Annotated in this window: 19 protein-coding genes and 1 pseudogene; 9 read left to right on the top strand and 11 right to left on the bottom strand. The window is 41.1% G+C overall.

Annotation, left to right across the window (positions count from 1 at the left end):
* Nucleotides 1-66: 66 nt before the first annotated feature.
* On the bottom strand, nucleotides 67-654 hold the full coding sequence (locus LC605_RS24780) for a hypothetical protein (protein WP_229550161.1): 588 nt from the start codon (nucleotides 652-654) through the stop codon (nucleotides 67-69).
* 14 nt (nucleotides 655-668) lie between these two features.
* Nucleotides 669-821 (bottom strand): hypothetical protein, encoded by a 153-nt coding sequence (locus tag LC605_RS24775; protein WP_229550160.1) that lies wholly within the window; start codon nucleotides 819-821, stop codon nucleotides 669-671.
* Nucleotides 822-937: 116 nt separating this feature from the next.
* Between LC605_RS24775 and LC605_RS24770 the strand changes: the two genes are divergently transcribed.
* Both LC605_RS24770 and LC605_RS24765 read left to right on the top strand, forming a co-directional pair.
* On the top strand, nucleotides 938-2,368 hold the full coding sequence (locus LC605_RS24770) for an RHS repeat domain-containing protein (RefSeq protein WP_229550159.1): 1,431 nt from the start codon (nucleotides 938-940) through the stop codon (nucleotides 2,366-2,368).
* A gap of 28 nt (nucleotides 2,369-2,396) precedes the next feature.
* Entirely contained in the window at nucleotides 2,397-3,290 is an 894-nt protein-coding gene (locus LC605_RS24765; RefSeq protein WP_229550158.1) for a hypothetical protein, read from the top strand.
* Between the two features lie 422 nt (nucleotides 3,291-3,712).
* Here the strand turns inward: LC605_RS24765 and LC605_RS24760 are convergent, their stop codons facing one another.
* Nucleotides 3,713-3,997: a hypothetical protein gene (locus tag LC605_RS24760; RefSeq protein WP_229550157.1), complete on the bottom strand. Its 285-nt coding sequence runs from the start codon at nucleotides 3,995-3,997 to the stop codon at nucleotides 3,713-3,715.
* 218 nt (nucleotides 3,998-4,215) lie between these two features.
* Between LC605_RS24760 and LC605_RS24755 the strand changes: the two genes are divergently transcribed.
* From LC605_RS24755 to LC605_RS24735, 5 genes are all read left to right on the top strand, one after another.
* Nucleotides 4,216-4,938 carry a hypothetical protein gene (locus LC605_RS24755; RefSeq protein WP_229550156.1) on the top strand — a complete coding sequence of 241 codons (723 nt, stop codon included), beginning with the start codon at nucleotides 4,216-4,218 and terminating at the stop codon, nucleotides 4,936-4,938.
* 255 nt (nucleotides 4,939-5,193) lie between these two features.
* Nucleotides 5,194-5,406: a hypothetical protein gene (locus LC605_RS24750; protein WP_229550155.1), complete on the top strand. Its 213-nt coding sequence runs from the start codon at nucleotides 5,194-5,196 to the stop codon at nucleotides 5,404-5,406.
* Complete coding sequence (locus LC605_RS24745; protein WP_229550154.1) at nucleotides 5,399-5,644, top strand: hypothetical protein; 246 nt, start codon at nucleotides 5,399-5,401, stop codon at nucleotides 5,642-5,644. The genes LC605_RS24750 and LC605_RS24745 overlap by 8 nt, the downstream gene beginning before the upstream one ends.
* Before the next feature lie 589 nt (nucleotides 5,645-6,233).
* The gene (locus LC605_RS24740) at nucleotides 6,234-7,958 is read left to right on the top strand and encodes an asparagine synthase-related protein (protein WP_229550153.1); all 1,725 of its coding nucleotides are present in this window, start codon (nucleotides 6,234-6,236) and stop codon (nucleotides 7,956-7,958) included.
* A gap of 657 nt (nucleotides 7,959-8,615) precedes the next feature.
* Complete coding sequence (locus LC605_RS24735; RefSeq protein ID WP_229550152.1) at nucleotides 8,616-10,097, top strand: lipopolysaccharide biosynthesis protein; 1,482 nt, start codon at nucleotides 8,616-8,618, stop codon at nucleotides 10,095-10,097.
* A gap of 319 nt (nucleotides 10,098-10,416) precedes the next feature.
* Here LC605_RS24735 and LC605_RS24730 read toward each other — a convergent pair whose 3' ends face one another.
* The 4 genes from LC605_RS24730 to LC605_RS24715 all read right to left on the bottom strand — a co-directional run bounded on the left by LC605_RS24730 (nucleotide 10,417) and on the right by LC605_RS24715 (nucleotide 12,255).
* Complete coding sequence (locus LC605_RS24730; RefSeq protein ID WP_229550151.1) at nucleotides 10,417-10,884, bottom strand: hypothetical protein; 468 nt, start codon at nucleotides 10,882-10,884, stop codon at nucleotides 10,417-10,419.
* Entirely contained in the window at nucleotides 10,878-11,060 is a 183-nt protein-coding gene (locus tag LC605_RS24725) for a hypothetical protein (protein ID WP_229550150.1), read from the bottom strand. The genes LC605_RS24730 and LC605_RS24725 overlap by 7 nt, the downstream gene beginning before the upstream one ends.
* A 22-nt stretch (nucleotides 11,061-11,082) precedes the next feature.
* A complete protein-coding gene (locus LC605_RS24720; RefSeq protein WP_229550149.1) occupies nucleotides 11,083-11,511 on the bottom strand; it encodes a hypothetical protein in 429 nt (142 codons plus the stop codon).
* 480 nt (nucleotides 11,512-11,991) lie between these two features.
* The gene (locus LC605_RS24715) at nucleotides 11,992-12,255 is read right to left on the bottom strand and encodes a hypothetical protein (RefSeq protein ID WP_152592224.1); all 264 of its coding nucleotides are present in this window, start codon (nucleotides 12,253-12,255) and stop codon (nucleotides 11,992-11,994) included.
* A 205-nt stretch (nucleotides 12,256-12,460) separates the two neighbouring features.
* Between LC605_RS24715 and LC605_RS24710 the strand changes: the two genes are divergently transcribed.
* A complete protein-coding gene (locus tag LC605_RS24710; protein ID WP_229550148.1) occupies nucleotides 12,461-12,958 on the top strand; it encodes a hypothetical protein in 498 nt (165 codons plus the stop codon).
* Nucleotides 12,959-13,052: 94 nt separating this feature from the next.
* Here the strand turns inward: LC605_RS24710 and LC605_RS24705 are convergent, their stop codons facing one another.
* The 3 genes and pseudogenes from LC605_RS24705 to LC605_RS24695 all read right to left on the bottom strand — a co-directional run bounded on the left by LC605_RS24705 (nucleotide 13,053) and on the right by LC605_RS24695 (nucleotide 14,387).
* Nucleotides 13,053-13,346, bottom strand: a complete 294-nt coding sequence (locus tag LC605_RS24705) for a hypothetical protein (protein WP_229550147.1) — start codon at nucleotides 13,344-13,346, stop codon at nucleotides 13,053-13,055.
* An 18-nt stretch (nucleotides 13,347-13,364) separates the two neighbouring features.
* Nucleotides 13,365-14,102: pseudogene (locus LC605_RS24700) on the bottom strand (IS4 family transposase); the annotation flags it as partial.
* Between the two features lie 63 nt (nucleotides 14,103-14,165).
* A complete protein-coding gene (locus LC605_RS24695) occupies nucleotides 14,166-14,387 on the bottom strand; it encodes a hypothetical protein (protein WP_229550146.1) in 222 nt (73 codons plus the stop codon).
* Between the two features lie 312 nt (nucleotides 14,388-14,699).
* Between LC605_RS24695 and LC605_RS24690 the strand changes: the two genes are divergently transcribed.
* Nucleotides 14,700-14,855 (top strand): hypothetical protein, encoded by a 156-nt coding sequence (locus LC605_RS24690; RefSeq protein ID WP_229550145.1) that lies wholly within the window; start codon nucleotides 14,700-14,702, stop codon nucleotides 14,853-14,855.
* A gap of 147 nt (nucleotides 14,856-15,002) precedes the next feature.
* Here LC605_RS24690 and LC605_RS24685 read toward each other — a convergent pair whose 3' ends face one another.
* On the bottom strand, nucleotides 15,003-15,656 hold the full coding sequence (locus LC605_RS24685) for a Uma2 family endonuclease (RefSeq protein ID WP_229550144.1): 654 nt from the start codon (nucleotides 15,654-15,656) through the stop codon (nucleotides 15,003-15,005).
* Nucleotides 15,657-15,839 lie beyond the last annotated feature (183 nt).

Genomic DNA, 15,839 nt, shown 5'->3' with positions numbered 1-15,839 from the left:
GCATCACCCTCCACCCATTTCGCTGTGTTTGATGCGGCAGCGATCGCTTGACCATTCGCTCACTATTCATTGATGAAAAGCTGTAATCTTTATCTGGCAAGCATTTCGGCTTTTCTTAGTGCCATTCGGTGCATAAACCAAACGCAATTCTGTGCCATTGCACAATAGCCCAGTATAAACTTTTGTTTCTTTTAAAAGGCGCTCAAACTTAGATTGGGGGCTGGCGTGCCAACCAGTAGATTTATTATCCTCCGCGCCTGCATTGTCAAGTTCAGTACCATCAGGAAGCATCTGTACCAGCATCATCCAGTTGCCATTAGGGTCGGGTACAGCATACGTGGGTGTCAAAACTTCGTTGTAATCTAGGAGTGCGATCGCTAATTCCTCTGGACTGGCAACTAAATCTTCTGCCTGCCAACCTAAAACATTGATAGTAAAAGCAGGAAAGTCGTCAATTCCAAAGGTTTCCTTGCCTATATCAGCAGAGAGGGGTTCACGTCTGGCAACTGTAGCGAGTGTTTGTTGCAGTTCCACCACATTGCGGTTAACCACAGCTTGGGCTGCTGACAATGCAGGGGGAGACACCACCAACCCCACAGGCTGGAGAAAGCCTAACCATTCTTTATGTAACCGAATTTCTGGATCGTTTGCCATTGTTTATACTCCCTCTAGCCGGAAATCGGCCATAAATAAATTACGCCGACTGGCTCAACTCGCACTGCTTTCACTTTGTAGGCGGCTTCAATCCGGGCTGGTTCTGAAATTAGTTCCACAGCGATCGCTTGAAGGCGTTTTTCCCAATGGCGACGGTCTGCATCCAAAGGGTGACACCATTCTCTCTAGCTACAGTTATACCCTGGACAAAGTAGGCAACCGCACCAAAGTTGTTGAACACAATGGCCGTAGCGTTGATTATACTTACGATGATCTGTATCGGTTGAATCAAGAAAAAATTACTGATGCGATTAATGGAAATCGATTGTATGGTTACACCTACGATAAAGTAGGCAATCGCAAGACCAAGAGTGAAACTGTTAATGGTGCAACAACGGTTACTAATTATGCCTATGATGCCAATGACCGATTGTTAGATGAGACTATTAATCAACAGATAGTTGCAAATTATACCTATGATCATAATGGCAACACTTTAACCAAGACCGAAAACGGCATTACAACTGAATACACTTGGGATTATGAAAATCGTTTGATTGCGGCAATAGTGAAAGATGCTAATGGTGCAACACAGCAATCGATGCAGTATCGGTACAACGATAGTGGTATTCGGGTTGCATCAACAGTTGGTGGTGTTGAAACGCGATATTTAATTGATGAAATGCAGCCGTATGCACAGGTTTTGCAAGAATATTCTCCTAATGGTGCTGTGCAGGTGGAGTATGTTTACGGTAATGATTTGATTGCTCAGGAGAAAGGTAGCGATCGCACTTTCTACCACGTTGATGGTTTGGGTAGTACAAGGGTGTTGACTGATGTGAGCGGTAGTATTGTTAGTACGTATAATTATGAGGCTTATGGGGAATTAATTAACTCTACTGGTGGGGTAGAGAATAAATACCTGTTTGCTGGCGAACAATTTGATGAGGCGTTAGGAGATTATTATAATCGGGCGAGATATTATAACCCTAATACCGGACGGTTTACTAGGAGGGATGATTATCAGGGTAGGCTAGGTGAACCTTTGACGCTGCATAAGTATATTTATGCTAATGGTAATCCGGCTTCCTTCACTGATCCTAGTGGATTTTATTCTATAGCAGAGTCGTCTGCTGCTTTTTCTATAGAATCAACCTTGGCAGCGACCGCTTACATAATGTTCACAACCAAATCTTATCAACCGGAACGGCTTGGTGGGTTTAGTGAAGATGAACGACCGAGAACTATACTAGATGGACTACTCGCCTGGAGAAATACATGGGCCCCAGAAACTTTAGGTGGATTTGCTGGAAATTCACAACCTAATTTTAACAATCATACAGGTCACTCAAGTCGTGACATAAATAGCTTAATTAAATATCTTTTTAATATTGATAACCCAGAAGAATTAGCTTATACCATTGCATATGGTCACGCCTGGAATCCAGAGCGAAGATTTGAATGGGAGCAATTGGGTATAAATGATAAAGATGAATTAGCAGAATATATTCTTGATATCATCACAACTGGATATGTAAAAAAGAAAGAAAGAAGTGATAAAACCACTATTTATCTTGGAGCAGACGGTACGATTGTCATTGATAATCCTAGAGATCCTGACGGTGGTACAGCTTTTAATCGCAACATACAAGACAGGAGTGATACGGCATCTAGAGAATACTTTGATAGACAACCGGGCAAATTGAAAGACTAAGTTTAAAGAGAATCGATGAGGATATATTATGAAGGTCATCACAATAACATATCAAAAAGCTGAGATTGAATTGTCAATTCAAGAATTAGAAATTTTTAGCAATGCTCTTACGGAAGATCAGAATGCCCTAACAGAATTTGAGTTTGAAACAAGATTAGGTGTATCTTATAGACAAGCTAGCGGTTTCTTAGAGTCTCTTATTAAAGAGATTGGGCAGTCAGCTCAAAGCTTCATGAATATTAGCTGCTCCTTATATGAAATCACTTTACTAAACAATTTGCTAAATGAAGTCTGTTTTGGCATAACCTTGCATGACTTTGAAACAAAAGTAGGAATGCCGAAAGAACAAGTAAAACAAGTTTTAGATTCTATAAATCAAGTAATGAATCAAATGGAATCAATTCGTGAAGATAGAAAAATTTTAGCCATGCCATCTCAATCAGATTTTATACAATCAGAGAAAAAATGTTGTCTAGAAGCTGATGGATACCTAGTTACTTTTTATTTTAAAAAACTTGTTTCTATTAAAAATAGTGTTGGGATATTTATCGTTTTAAACTTTGCCTCAACTGACTTTATTCAATTTGTTATCAGTTCTGTCCCAAAAACAATTTCTTTTGAAGATTTAGGCAATTTTATAAAAGAACTTGATAAATATACCGCATTGACAGAACAAGATATTAAAGGTTCAGCAATTCCTTTTCAAATTTTTAAAAGTAGTCTTTTTCAAGTTCAGGTTATAGAAAGAGGTGTTACCTCAAATAGTGAGGAATATCTTAATCTTAACTTTATGCTTAGTTCGGCTCAAGCTAGAGGTAATATTATGCAACCTTTTATAGGTGTTCAAGGAGCGGTTGCATTAACTAATCTTCGCACATTCATATTATCAATGCGAGAAGTACTAATTGATCTGTCAAAGTAAACTAAATTGGAGAGAAGTTTTTCGCGGATAAGATTAGGGAGCGGTAATCTATGAAAGGTTAAAATAAAATGCTCATTATTGACCTTGAAACCAGGATTCTGCCGCGAATTCGCCGCAAGTTTGAGTTTCTGCATCCGCTCCGATCGCATATTTGACGCTCCTCCGTTTCGGACAACTCCTCTACTTCAGCAGCAGTAACCGTAATCGATCGCCCTTAGCCTCGGAAACTTCGGAAGCATCGCTTAAAAAATTAAGTAATCACAGATTTAGTGACTACTTAAAAATCTCACACCGAGCTAGCTTTCAATCAAGAAAAACATCTAGAATAAAGTGGCATACGTTAAAAACGCTTCACCCCCTGTCAAGAGGGGGTGAAGTTTTCATTATTTGAACCATGTTGTCGATTTGAGATGACATAGCTTTTAACCGACTTTTAAGTTGCTCATTCTCTTTTGCCAGCTCGGTTGTAACTCCCCCACGACTTGTTTCAAGGCTTCCACATCCTCAACTAGCTTGACTATATCCACTACATTACTGCGGACTATCATCTCGCCGACATAATTCCTCATGTGATTTTCGATATCTTCCGTAACCGATATACCGGCTTCTTTCAATTTTATTTTGTACTTCTCGTATAACTCGGCATCTATCTTGATACCTAGCTGGGCAGTTCGGCCTTGCGTCTCAGGCTTTTTGTTCGCGGGCATATTTTTCTGTTGGTCTTTATCAACAATATACTCTTTATCCAGATTTATGTCTGTAAAGCTTATTGTAAGCCAACTTAATCATCTAGATTTTTATATTTACAAAAAACTAGATTGTTTGCTAGATTATATCTAGAAAGCAAAAAGACGACCGCCGTCCGTGGAAAGAATGCGATCGCCTTTTATAACACCTTCACCATAAAGATGGAGTACTACTAATCATGACACACGCCACTTACACAGCACAACAGCTAAAACACAAATCCATAGCACGCCTGAAGCAAATCTACAGCGAAATCGCTTGTACAGTCGAAGTCGCAGACAAACGCTGCAAGGATGGATGGATTAGGGCGATCGCCGATTACCAATCCGCCCACCCTGAGCAATTCATCACCCCTGCCTCAATACCACTGACACCCATCGAAATCTCGTTCTACGACCACGAATACTACGCCGGGGATAAGTTGATCGCCGCAATCCATTACGACGACGACCTGACGCAACCTTGGGTGGTAATGGTGAACAGCAAGGAAATCCACCGTGCTTCTACGAATATACTTTGTCATCATTACATCTGCTCACATTACAAAGATCGCTCTTTACCAGTGCAAGAGCAAAACGCTACAGATACTAATGGTAGTACTGAAAAGGAAATCATGTGCCAGATTTTCAACGAGTGCGAGAAATACGGCTTTGAAATCCTCCACGATGGGATTTACAACAACGACGTGAAACTGGGCGAAGTCGGATTCAGTGGCGGTACTTGGTGGGTAGTGGGTGCTACAGAGCAGGAGCGCGTCGCCTGTCAGTCTGTGCTTGTTGCTGTTTGGCAGTTAGCAGTCGCACAAACCCCACGCCATACAGAATTGTTAAACCGCCGATTTGAGATGTTAACCCCGATGAATAGCAGTATTTACGGGAGTATAAACGAGTTTTTGAACTAATGGCGGCGTAATTCTTGGGCTTCGCCTGGGAAAAGGTTAAAGGGGAACGGTTAAAGGGAAATTTCTTCATTCCCTTCCCCTTTACCCTTTCCCCCTTACTCCGATTATTTCCCTTCATTGCAATTAAATCAATGCAACCAACAATCACGATACCCAAACATTGGGAATATCCGCGCTTTGCTTTGGAACAACGTACACAACAATTCGCAATTCGCAGTTCGCAATTCGCAATTATCTTTAACTGCGAATTGCGAATTGCGAATTGGTAATTGTTTTGGTTGGCGCTATGCGCTGATGCCTCGGAAAAATTCTGACGAATTATTCCACTTTGAAGAGAATCAAATCCAACTGCTCTCCCCGCAGGAATTAGTCTCACAAATCACCGCAGAGATTGAGCAATATCAAAGTCAAATTGTTATTTTGCAACAACAGTTAGCCGCAATCAGAGGGGGTAACCCAAATGCCTAATACGGTTGACAGCAACTTTGACCGGAGAGCGAATCACCTGCTGCGTTTGATTCAGCTTTGTGGGGGTTGCGTTCCTCTGCACTCTCTCCAATTCCAAGTTTCCAATTCAGTTATTCAAACACTGCTGGATAGAGATTTTTTCAATCCATATCACATAGTTTTTGTCAAGCTCAATTTTAGATCAGTGAAATCAGGAGCTGAAATTGAACTAGCTTACTTGATATCAAATACCTTTTAATCTTAGAGGATGTTTGAAAAGTCTTTTTGTCGGTATCAAAAGTTCTAGATCCCTCTAAATCCCCCGACAAATTGGGGGACTTTGATTCCGGTTCCCCCTTTTTTAAGGGGAGCGACTGGCGTGGGTTAGGGGGGATCTAAAAGTAATTAAAATCACAGCGAAAAACTTTTCAAACAACCTCTAAGTAGATCAACGCTTTCTCTTGCCTCGCCCTTGATGATGCAACTGCTTACGGACGACGTACTCGTGCGGGGAGATACTCAACTGCTCACGACAGTGGCAATTGGGGTGATTGTGATGAATCTCATTAGAAGTGTAATTTCAGTAGGCCGAAAAGTTTTTCAGAAGCCTCACCAGTCCTTGATTTTCGCTTTGGAACACCAAAAGACGAAATCAGCTTCTAAGGAGCGTTTCAAGAACTTTTATTCTGAGTAGACCCAGAGAGCGATGGCTTCAGGTGGTGATCGCCAGATCCCAACCATCGACCCAAACCCTTATTCTTTCGTCAATTTCCAAAAGTTTTCGGTCTACTGAAATTGTCCTTGGTTTAGTGTCTCGATCAACATACAAATTAATCTAAAAATATTTTATGTCTCAACATTTCGTAAAGTGCTTCATCGCTGTATTAGGTCCCAGAGTTTCTAGTATCCCACTTGCATTTCCCGAGTGCTTGGGGTGGGAGGCAAATGTAGAAGTCGAGTTGAGTTCATCCAAAATTCTCTCATTCGGAGAAACACAGTCAACATTATCAATCTCATTAAGCGTATCCAGTAAAACTTGGATCAAAGGGCGACCTTTTCTATTGTCAGGCAATGATCAACGTTATGACTGGAATCACAATAATACAAGAGCTTTAGAAACCGCCTTAACTAACCTAGATGGCAAATTCTCACTAGTCAGCCTCAATCCATCCGGTTCTCTAATCTGTGCGACAGATTTGATCGGAGCAGGATCGTTATTTTATGCTGAAAACGAAGGGCATTTGTTTGTTAGTTCTCACCTTGGCACACTCATATTCGCACTTGGAAAGCCTTACGAAGATGATCCGGAAGGAATCGCATCGATACTTATGTCATGTGCATCAATTGACGGCTCTACTCCTGTGCGTGGCATCCGTCGATTAATGCATGGGCAATACTTAATCGCTACTTGGAATAATGGCAGTTATTGTGAAAACCTTAACTGGTCGATCAAGCGTTATGCAGAACTTGAGACGACCCTAATAGAAGATTCAGGTACAAATAATACACCTGACAACGCTATTGTACAGCTAGATCAGATATTTTCTGAATCACTAACTCGCGAATTTGACGGTGATAGAGCAAACGTTATGCTTTCTGGAGGTCGTGACTCCAAAGCTATCGTACTCGGTCTCAAAAAGCGTAAACACATCAGAATCGATGCGATGACTTACGGCGAGAGAAATTCCTCAGACCGTCGTAGAGCAACAATACTTGCCTCAGAATTAGGCATAAACCATCATCTCATTCCATATGATGATTGGAGAGTGGAAACCTATGCGGACAAAGTTATCGCTTTGATGGGGGGCGCTATTGGCTTTCAGGTCATACACATGGTAACTGGCTTTGATTATGCCCGCCAGATGACTCAGCACACGACTGTGGGGTTCCTTGGCGACGCACTGACTGGTAACCATTTACCGCATCAAGCCGATATAGATTTTAACAGTGTTCTGAAAATTATCTGTCACAAACTCTGGGAAAAAGATTATGACGCTGATATTCACCAGTCCTTTCCTACTGAGGTTAACAAATTGATCACCAAGCTTATGGAGCGTTATAACTCAATGGTTGATTTGGCTCCTTACCAGCGTGCCATACTTCTCGATTTGTCCATTCGCCAGGGAACTTGGATATCCTCTGCTTTTGATATGGCGGAATACTTTGTAGAAATAAGTTATCCATTTTATTACCGACCACTCATGAAGTTTTTAATTAACCAGCCGTTCTCAATGCTTCAAGATCAAAAGCTTTATGATCAGTGGCTTAGGAGAGCTTACTTAGAGACCTCTCCATTGATTTTTGTTCAGCTAAACACATTTATGAGTAAAGTCATGCGACGTTTAAAATTGACTAGATTTGCAGAAGTCAACGGAAACTTGGATTGGAAAAAGCGTATAGAATATTCACGACCATGGCTAAAAGAAAAGATCGAATCATTTCAAGGTACTAGTAGATTGCAAACCGTATGCCATGAATCTTTCAAAAAATGGAATAAAAATTCTGTACCCATTATGCTACTGGGTTTAGCAATTAATGAAGCCAAAACATTAGGTATTCCAAGTAAAAAATGATCCTTGAAAAAGGCAGTTCTTGCTGGAGGCAGAGGGCAGGAGAAACAATTAGGCGGGGTCTGAATCCCCGCCTAATTGTAAGCGCCGTGTAGACGGCGGGGTTTTAGACCCTTGTTCCCTACGGTCACCCGCATTGGGCAGGAGTCAGTATTCCCTCCTGCCTCCTGTCTCCTGCCCTCTGCCTCTCCTGATAAAATTGGGGTAGTCAGAGAATAATCAGTGTGCAATACGTTTTATATCTTTAAAATCAATCATCCAACTAACTGATAGCCTAAAGTTGTTGTATGAACCTATCCCACTAATAAGATTTGTGGTACAAGGCTTAAGCTGATTAAGAAGTAAAAACGAAAAATCAAGCTTTTTAAGCATATTTTACGAAAAGAAGTAGAGATTTTTAGAATAGTGGGATAGATTCATATAAAGACAGGACAAAGCTCTCTGGGAGCGAGCGCAGACAATTTATGCCGGAGGTAAGCTGTTACGCTTTTAATTTGCACAAACAGCATTTCCCTTATTTTTTATCGTACAGGGGTCAAACTTACCAAACAAGCAATGGCAGAAGTCGAAAAGCAGATTCAACGTGTGCAAAAATAAATAATCTGGCTGCCTTTAGTTTGGAATATCAAGGCTAAATACTCTAATTTTTTCGATTATATCATGAAATCACCTCAACAGTCATCAAACTTACGACAGAAAGCTGTTAAAAGTCTAGTCTGGTCTGCTATCGAAAGTTGGGGACGCCAAGCAGTCTCTTTAGTTGTTTTCTTTGCCCTAGCTCGTTTACTTAGTCCAGAAAGTTTTGGTTTAGTTGCTTTAGCATCTATTTTTATTGGATTTCTGCAAGTTTTTGTTGACCAAGGCTTTTCTATAGCAATTATCCAGCGTCGAGAGATAGATGCAGAACATTTGGATACTGCATTCTGGACTACTTTAGGAATCAGTATACTCTTAACACTATCAAGTATTGCGTGTGCTGGATTAGTAGCTGATTTATTTCACCAGCCGCAGATATTACCAATTATTAGATACTTATCTATAACATTCGTATTCACTGGTTTAAGCAGTGTGCAACAAGCAGTTCTTGAGCGTCAGTTTGATTTCAAAAATTTAGCAATACGCTCACTAATAGCAGTGATAATCGGTGGAATAGTTGGTGTGGTTATGGCTTTCTTAGACTTTGGAGTTTGGAGTCTTGTAGGTCAACAACTATCCAGTAGTTTTGTGCAGGTGTTAATCTTGTGGCGAGTTAGCGATTGGCGACCAACATTGAAAGTTTCAGCTACACATGCTAAAGAACTTTTTGCTTTTGGTGTTAATGTATCTGCGTTTAATATACTCACCTTTTTTAGTCGCCGCTCAGATGATTTACTAATTGGCTACTTTCTTGGACCCGTTGCATTAGGTTATTATTCGATTGCTTATCGAATACTGTTAGTAATGACAGAAGTTTTAATTAGTACAACAACCAAGGTTGCATTACCAATATTTTCTAGGTTACAGGAAGAACCAGAACAGTTAAGAAACACCTTCTATAGCGCTATTCAGTTTGTAAGTGTTATTGCTTTTCCTTTGTTTCTTTGTGTACCAGTCTTGGCACCCGAATTAGTAAAAGTTTTATTTGGTGAGCAGTGGTATCAAAGTATCGCCGTAATGCAAGTCCTATCGTTTATTGGACCTATTCACGTAATTCTCTACTATCACGGTGCTGTAACTACGGCGTTGGGTAAACCTTCGTGGAGGCTATGGATACAAGTGATAAATACAGTTGCTAATGTCATTGCTTTTGCTTTGGTAGTTCGATTGGGTATTGTAGCTGTTGCATTTGCTTATGTAGTTCGTTCCTATCTACTCTTACCTATTTCATTAGTAGTTATTAAAAAACTCGTTCGGATTAATTTAAGTCACTATCTGGGTTTATTGATAATACCTTTAGTAGCTACAACTGTAATGGCTGGTTGTATGTTAGCAATTAAATATTTATTGGGAACATTTATTGAAGCACGGTTCTTACTAGCTATTTCACTCTTATTCGGTATGTTGAGTTATGTTTTGACTCTCTCCGTAATATCACCAAAGCTTTTCAGGAAGATACTTGATTTAGTTAAAAGTATAAATATTAAAATTAGTAAGAAAGTATAGCAATTCAGAATCAGTCCTGAGAAAATACGGGTGAAGCGGCTGCCAGCGATTGCCCCATCGCTCGAACGCACCTATTGATTATCATGCAAAAGGGGGGTGAGAGAGGCTTTCAACGAAGAGGCTCTTGGTTGGGGGCTATTAGCGGGGGGGAATGACCCCTGACTCCTGCCGTGGAATGAAGGGGGGAACATGGGTCTGAGTCCCCCACTTCAAAAAGCGTGGTTTTCGTTCAGGTGGGGTCGAATCCCCACCTGAACTATCCCCCTTGCTCCCTGCTAAGAGCTCCCCTGCTTCTTTTTCAAGGGTAGGTGTTTAAAAATTAGGCAGAGGAGAAGGTGATTTGGGAAACACTGAGTTCTGGAGTAAATGTAGGCCAGGGTTGAGGAAAAAAACCACCCTGTGGTAATGTCAAATGATTGAGAAATGCGGCTTTAATAACTAAATAGCCACGTGGAAAACAACTCAACCAACGATTTTTCTGCCTATGTTTCAAATTCCGTCTGGCAATATGATTTGGGGGTAACTCATCCACACTGCTGATGGGCTGATTGGCATCAACGGCACCGCCAACACTGACTTGCCATAAAATAGCGATCGCGATGGCTGCGCCAACGTTAAGGGCGAACGCTAACCCTAGTCGTTCAGCTCGTTTGGGATGAATCATCTTAGTTTGATGCCATGCCAAACCACCGCGTTTACCATCCTTAAACATACACTCAATCCAAGAACGCATTGAATACCAACAAGCATCCGCCACTTCAGGAGATAAATCCGTGACAATTAGCACTGCGTGTCGGTATAATCTTCATCCCAACGTCCTACAAGTGTGCATTCAATTGAATTGGTTTTGAAACAAGTTACCAATCCTTTCCATTGAGTACCAACTTTTGCCACTAAGGAGGTGAGCAAACACCACTCTTGTTGCCCATGATGTTGGAATTGACCTTGTTGGTTAATTCGCATAAATGGATGCCAACCCACAGACTTAATTTGGTTGTAAAGCCACTAATAAGTGTCCGGTTTCATGGAGGATGGTGGTGAGGAGGTCGTATTTGCCTACTGCGTCGCCTGTGGTGGCGCGGAGTGCTGTGTCAGCTAGGGTTTGGGCGAATTCGCTGTTGTCAAGTGGAGTGGGGTCGATGAACCACAAGTAGCCGTTAGCGTCGTCGTCGATGAGGATTGTGCCACCGTTGGGACGATCGTATTGGTCGAATTGGGTGATTTGGGCTTCGGCTAGTTGTCCTGTGGGGAGGTCGGTGATTTGGAAGTTAATGTTGAAAGTGGGACAGCAACCGGCTGGTGCCACTTCGCCTGAAGCCTTGATTTGTTGGATTTGTAATTGTAAAGTGGCGATCGCTTGCATCATTTTTTGACAGATAATTATCATCCGACGCTGGAGATAGACAGGTTTCAAAAAATCTGTCCATGAAAAATCGATTTCAACTCATAAATCTAGCTGAAAATATAACCAAACTTGTAGTTTTTTTTTATAAAAAACTTTATCCTCCTCTTTCAATATATTGACATTTTTCAACTAGAGTTTACTTTTTTAAAGGGAACATATTCCCTCAAAATAAATGAAAAAAATCCGACCAATCTTTAAGCCATAAAACTACCGGAAGAACCGAAATTATTAGAGAACCTTTTGAATTTTTCAGCACAAAACCTAGAAGAAAAAGTGGCGACAGAACATTTATCTGTGCTTGGTAAACCCTGGTATTGTGGTAACCCTTTTACTCCAGTCCTGAAATTTCCTCCTTTATTTTTCTCTTTTTGGGTTACCATAGTTAACCATAAGTTACCATGTAATAGTGTTAAATTACAAACCCGCCTTACCTATTTGGTTGGGGCGGGTCTTCCTTTGCTACTTGTTGTATCTGTTTTAGTTTTTGCCTCAGGAGGCGATTCTCGTCCCTGAGGCGATTAATTCCCCCGATCGGGCTTGCTTTAGTTCCTTAATTTCCTCTTCCAGTCTTTGCAGGCGAGTGTTAATATCGCTTTCTATTTCCAACTCTCCACCGATAAATTGCGAAACTAATGCCAATAAGGCCTGGGATTCAGTTTTTCCTGACTTCCTAGCTCTTTCGTTAAAAGCATCTTTTACGGTTTGTGTAACGCGCACCGCTAGACGTTTGTCTGCTTTTTCCTCTGTATTCATACTTCTATTGTCTATTAACTCCATCTGTTTACCAACGTGGTAAACACGAGCATAGCACTGTCAACAAGAATATTCTGCTTTTTGGTAACCAATGGTTACCATGTATTTGGGAACAAAACAAAAGACGACCGCTACTGTCTGGAAAACTTCTGCGATCGCCCTTTGTCAAAAACCTAACTCCATATAGAGGCAGGAGATCCTCATTATGACGCATTCAACCTATACAGAGCAAGCACCCTCAAGCTTCAAGCTAAATCAAACACTAGTTGCCAATGCTCCTTCCAAAGACGAGCAAGTAATAGCCCAAGCAGAACTAAACCACCACCTTGCAACCCAAGGCGAAGCTGTAGCCCCTACCCTTGACCCCCTGACTGCTCGTGACCGCCGCATCATTGGCGAGATAATTCAGGCGAAACCTGAATCAGTTCGCACCATCTGGATTGAAGGTGGCATCACTGTATGGGTGCAGTTCCTCAATGGCGGACGTTTAGCCTTTGATCGGAATTGGTTCGCTTTAAGAGTGCAAGAGGTAAAAGCGACCTTACCAGAAGAGGCTCTTGGGCAGGGGGCAGGGTGCAAGGGAGAGAATCTTTCCCCCTTGCACCCCGCACCCTGCTCGTTGTCCTCTTCCCCTGCTGAGAACGCAATCATGTGCCAGATTTTCAACGAGTGCGAAAAGTACGGGTTTGGTGTGATTCGTTAGTCAGAAACTATTACCCATAAGGGTTCTGGGGGATTGACTGCTAGGCTCAAGCCTAGATAACGAATGGCACTAAGAAAAGCCGAAACACTTGTGGTTAAGCAGTTTGCAAAAGATTTCGTAATTCGTGCCGGGGTTTGGTCATCAAGGGATAAATTTTTGGGCGACGTAAAAGGACTCGTGGTTCACTTCTTGCGGGGCGTAGTTTACCGCCGCAGGCATCGCTCACAGCTTTGTGAGCAATAACCTTAAGTAAAGTACGGTAAATTTGGAGACGTTTTGTTGAAATTGCTGCTAATAATTCGGGAATAAAGTTATTTAAATGATGACGAGTGCCTTGGAGTGACAGGCGTAAGGGGGGAGTACTGTAAGTAGTTCCTGCCGACCACATCAAACTACGCAATAGATTCTAAGCAAGCAAATAAACATAAATTTCTTTGCGAACCATAGAGGGAGTTTTACAGCGCAAAACATCCATCCCCAGAGTAGTTTTTATATGTCTTAAATCTAATTCAACATCCCAACGTTTACCGTAAAGCCCAACAATTTCCAGAGTAGAATAAATTGTTGTATTTAAGAGAGTAGTAATTAAACTAACTCGTTCAGTGCGAAAACCAGGAACAACAATATAATAATAAATCTCTCGCACAGTTATGGTTAATGGTAAAGCATCAAATTCATCTTTACTTAATCCTTTTGGGCATTTTTTAGGTTTAAACCAAGTTACCAACTTGTCACAGGCTCCAACAATTTTGCCTTTTTGCATGGATGTTATTCGAGCTTGATGTTTACGGAAAACTACATCACAATTAAGTTTTTTAACAGCGACTATATCAGCGTAAGCGCAAAACGCTCTATCTCCTAAAAGGATATCTAATGGATTAAGAAACTGATATAGTTTTCTAGCTAATTTAATATCATGAGTGTTCAAAACGTCTATAGCTAGAGCAACAGCAGCTCCTGTCGCTAAACTAAATATCACACCAATTTTCGCAATTGGGAATCCACATCCCGGCTTTTGACTACTTGGCTGAGGGTAGGCTTTCTGATTTTCTACAGTGTCAGGCATTGATACGGTAGACCCATCTATTACCTTCACATTTCGACCACACCATAAATATTCTGTCGTCACTTTTTCTTCTAAATTATGTGCCGCTTTTTGAAAAAGCTTTTCTAATAATTTCTCTGGTAATCTCGACCGTGCGTGTCTTTAAGCACTTGGATCAGTAGAGGGAATTTCTACTATTTGTCCTGCCAAATGAGCAATTATTTTACTCACTGCATTGTGGCAACTTTTATCAGTATCTAAAACTTGAGATAAAAACGCCCATAGAGTTACTATAGGGTCAAATAATCGCTTCTTATATCTAATTTTTAGTTCCGCAATGGCTTGCTCAATTACAGATTCTGGTAATAGCTCTTTAAAAGGCAATCCTAAACTTTGATTAAATTTATCAAGAGAGAATTTGTACTCGTAGTGTCACAGTGATAATAGTTATATTTGCTTGCTCGTCTTCAAGAAAGTATTTCATGAACGAGTAAGCTTTTCCTATTCTTATAATTTTTGGACAGCCCGTGCATCATCGCCCCATCCATGAAGCTCTATCTGATCCGGGAGCGATCGCTCCACCTGCCCACTCACTGTTCATTGATTAAAAGTTGAAATCCTTACCTCATATAGCTTATAGCTTTTCTTAGTGCCATTCGGTAGAATTCCCTTTTAGCAATACTTTTGAGACAGGAAATGCCTACCTTGATGGAAAAAAATATAGATGCAACTTTAGATTTAGCGAAATCATTGAAAGACTTTGAAGCTCAGATTACTATCGCACCTTTTTTGGCTGACCTCACTTTGGAGCATTGCTCCCGATGGAATCTGCAATGCAATGGCTTAGGATAACTATTACCTTTTTAGTCAGGCGATCGCATTGCTCCCCCCAAAAGCTTACCCCTTGATGACGAAACCTCGGCATGAATTACGAAAACAATTGCAGACTGCTTAAACCGCAAGGGTTCCGGCTTTTCAAGCGTGCCATTCGACTCTCTATCAAAAGCTACTTCTATCTAATGCCCCTTCAAACTCTTTCAAAGCTTGTACAGTTCCTACTTGCCAAGCTCGTTCAACTGTAGCAGCAATAATTTGAGTTAGAGGGATATTTGGAAAGTTAGGACTGTTATCAGATTCGATGTAATGTCCATCCCTGAGTAAATAAATCCTCAGCTTTTTACTATCGTAAATCCATAGTTCTGGAACAGCGATCGCTTCGTAAGCATCAAGAGTTGTTTTTGATGTCACATCTGTTTCAATTGCCAAATCAGGAGGTGGATCATCTGGTTCTAGTTTGCCACGACCAATCATTCTTTGGTAATTCTGGATGTAGAAGCAAGCATCTGGTTCTACCCCCGCTATATTTTCCCGCTTGAAGGTGGTTGAACCGAAGGGTTCATAACTTTTAAGTGCAATCTTCAGCAAGATTTTTACAATATCCGAAATCAAGTCCTTTGATTTTTCGTGTTCGGGTAGAGGAACCATAATTTCTAACGTAGACTTGCTGTAAGCAACTCGTAGCGATCGCTTTTCCCCCAGTTCTTGCAAAATAGACTCATATTCTTCCCAACTCATATCCTGGATATTCACTGTACTACCAGGCGCTAGCCGCATTTGGCTAACAGGTTTAACAACAAGGGATACAGCAGTCATAAGCATTTTCCTTATACAGGAACTATTCTGAAACTTGAGGCTGGATTAGCTTTAGCGTAACCGGCATCAGATCGCTTTAATCCCATACTCGCTCTCAATTGAGCAAATTTACTAGTTGATCCTCAATGTTCAGGGGGAAAGGGAAACTTTTCAACACCCTCAACACTTGCAAAATTTCCTCAA

This window comes from Nostoc sp. CHAB 5836 (genome assembly GCF_020829445.1).
Lineage (GTDB): Bacteria > Cyanobacteriota > Cyanobacteriia > Cyanobacteriales > Nostocaceae > Nostoc.
The sequence above is the reverse complement of the archived record's forward strand: the minus strand, read 5'-3'. Positions and strand labels throughout refer to the sequence as shown.

Bases quoted from the DNA above. Each gene is read 5' to 3' on its own strand.
- LC605_RS24780 (WP_229550161.1), bottom strand. From the start codon at position 654: ATGGCAAACGATCCAGAAATTCGGTTACATAAAGAATGGTTAGGCTTT.
- LC605_RS24765 (WP_229550158.1), top strand. From the start codon at position 2,397: ATGAAGGTCATCACAATAACATATCAAAAAGCTGAGATTGAATTGTCA.
- LC605_RS24760 (WP_229550157.1), bottom strand. From the start codon at position 3,997: ATGCCCGCGAACAAAAAGCCTGAGACGCAAGGCCGAACTGCCCAGCTA.
- LC605_RS24755 (WP_229550156.1), top strand. From the start codon at position 4,216: ATGACACACGCCACTTACACAGCACAACAGCTAAAACACAAATCCATA.
- LC605_RS24745 (WP_229550154.1), top strand. From the start codon at position 5,399: ATGCCTAATACGGTTGACAGCAACTTTGACCGGAGAGCGAATCACCTG.
- LC605_RS24740 (WP_229550153.1), top strand. From the start codon at position 6,234: ATGTCTCAACATTTCGTAAAGTGCTTCATCGCTGTATTAGGTCCCAGA.
- LC605_RS24735 (WP_229550152.1), top strand. From the start codon at position 8,616: ATGAAATCACCTCAACAGTCATCAAACTTACGACAGAAAGCTGTTAAA.
- LC605_RS24725 (WP_229550150.1), bottom strand. From the start codon at position 11,060: ATGCGAATTAACCAACAAGGTCAATTCCAACATCATGGGCAACAAGAG.
- LC605_RS24715 (WP_152592224.1), bottom strand. From the start codon at position 12,255: ATGAATACAGAGGAAAAAGCAGACAAACGTCTAGCGGTGCGCGTTACA.
- LC605_RS24710 (WP_229550148.1), top strand. From the start codon at position 12,461: ATGACGCATTCAACCTATACAGAGCAAGCACCCTCAAGCTTCAAGCTA.
- LC605_RS24705 (WP_229550147.1), bottom strand. From the start codon at position 13,346: ATGTGGTCGGCAGGAACTACTTACAGTACTCCCCCCTTACGCCTGTCA.
- LC605_RS24690 (WP_229550145.1), top strand. From the start codon at position 14,700: ATGCCTACCTTGATGGAAAAAAATATAGATGCAACTTTAGATTTAGCG.
- LC605_RS24685 (WP_229550144.1), bottom strand. From the start codon at position 15,656: ATGACTGCTGTATCCCTTGTTGTTAAACCTGTTAGCCAAATGCGGCTA.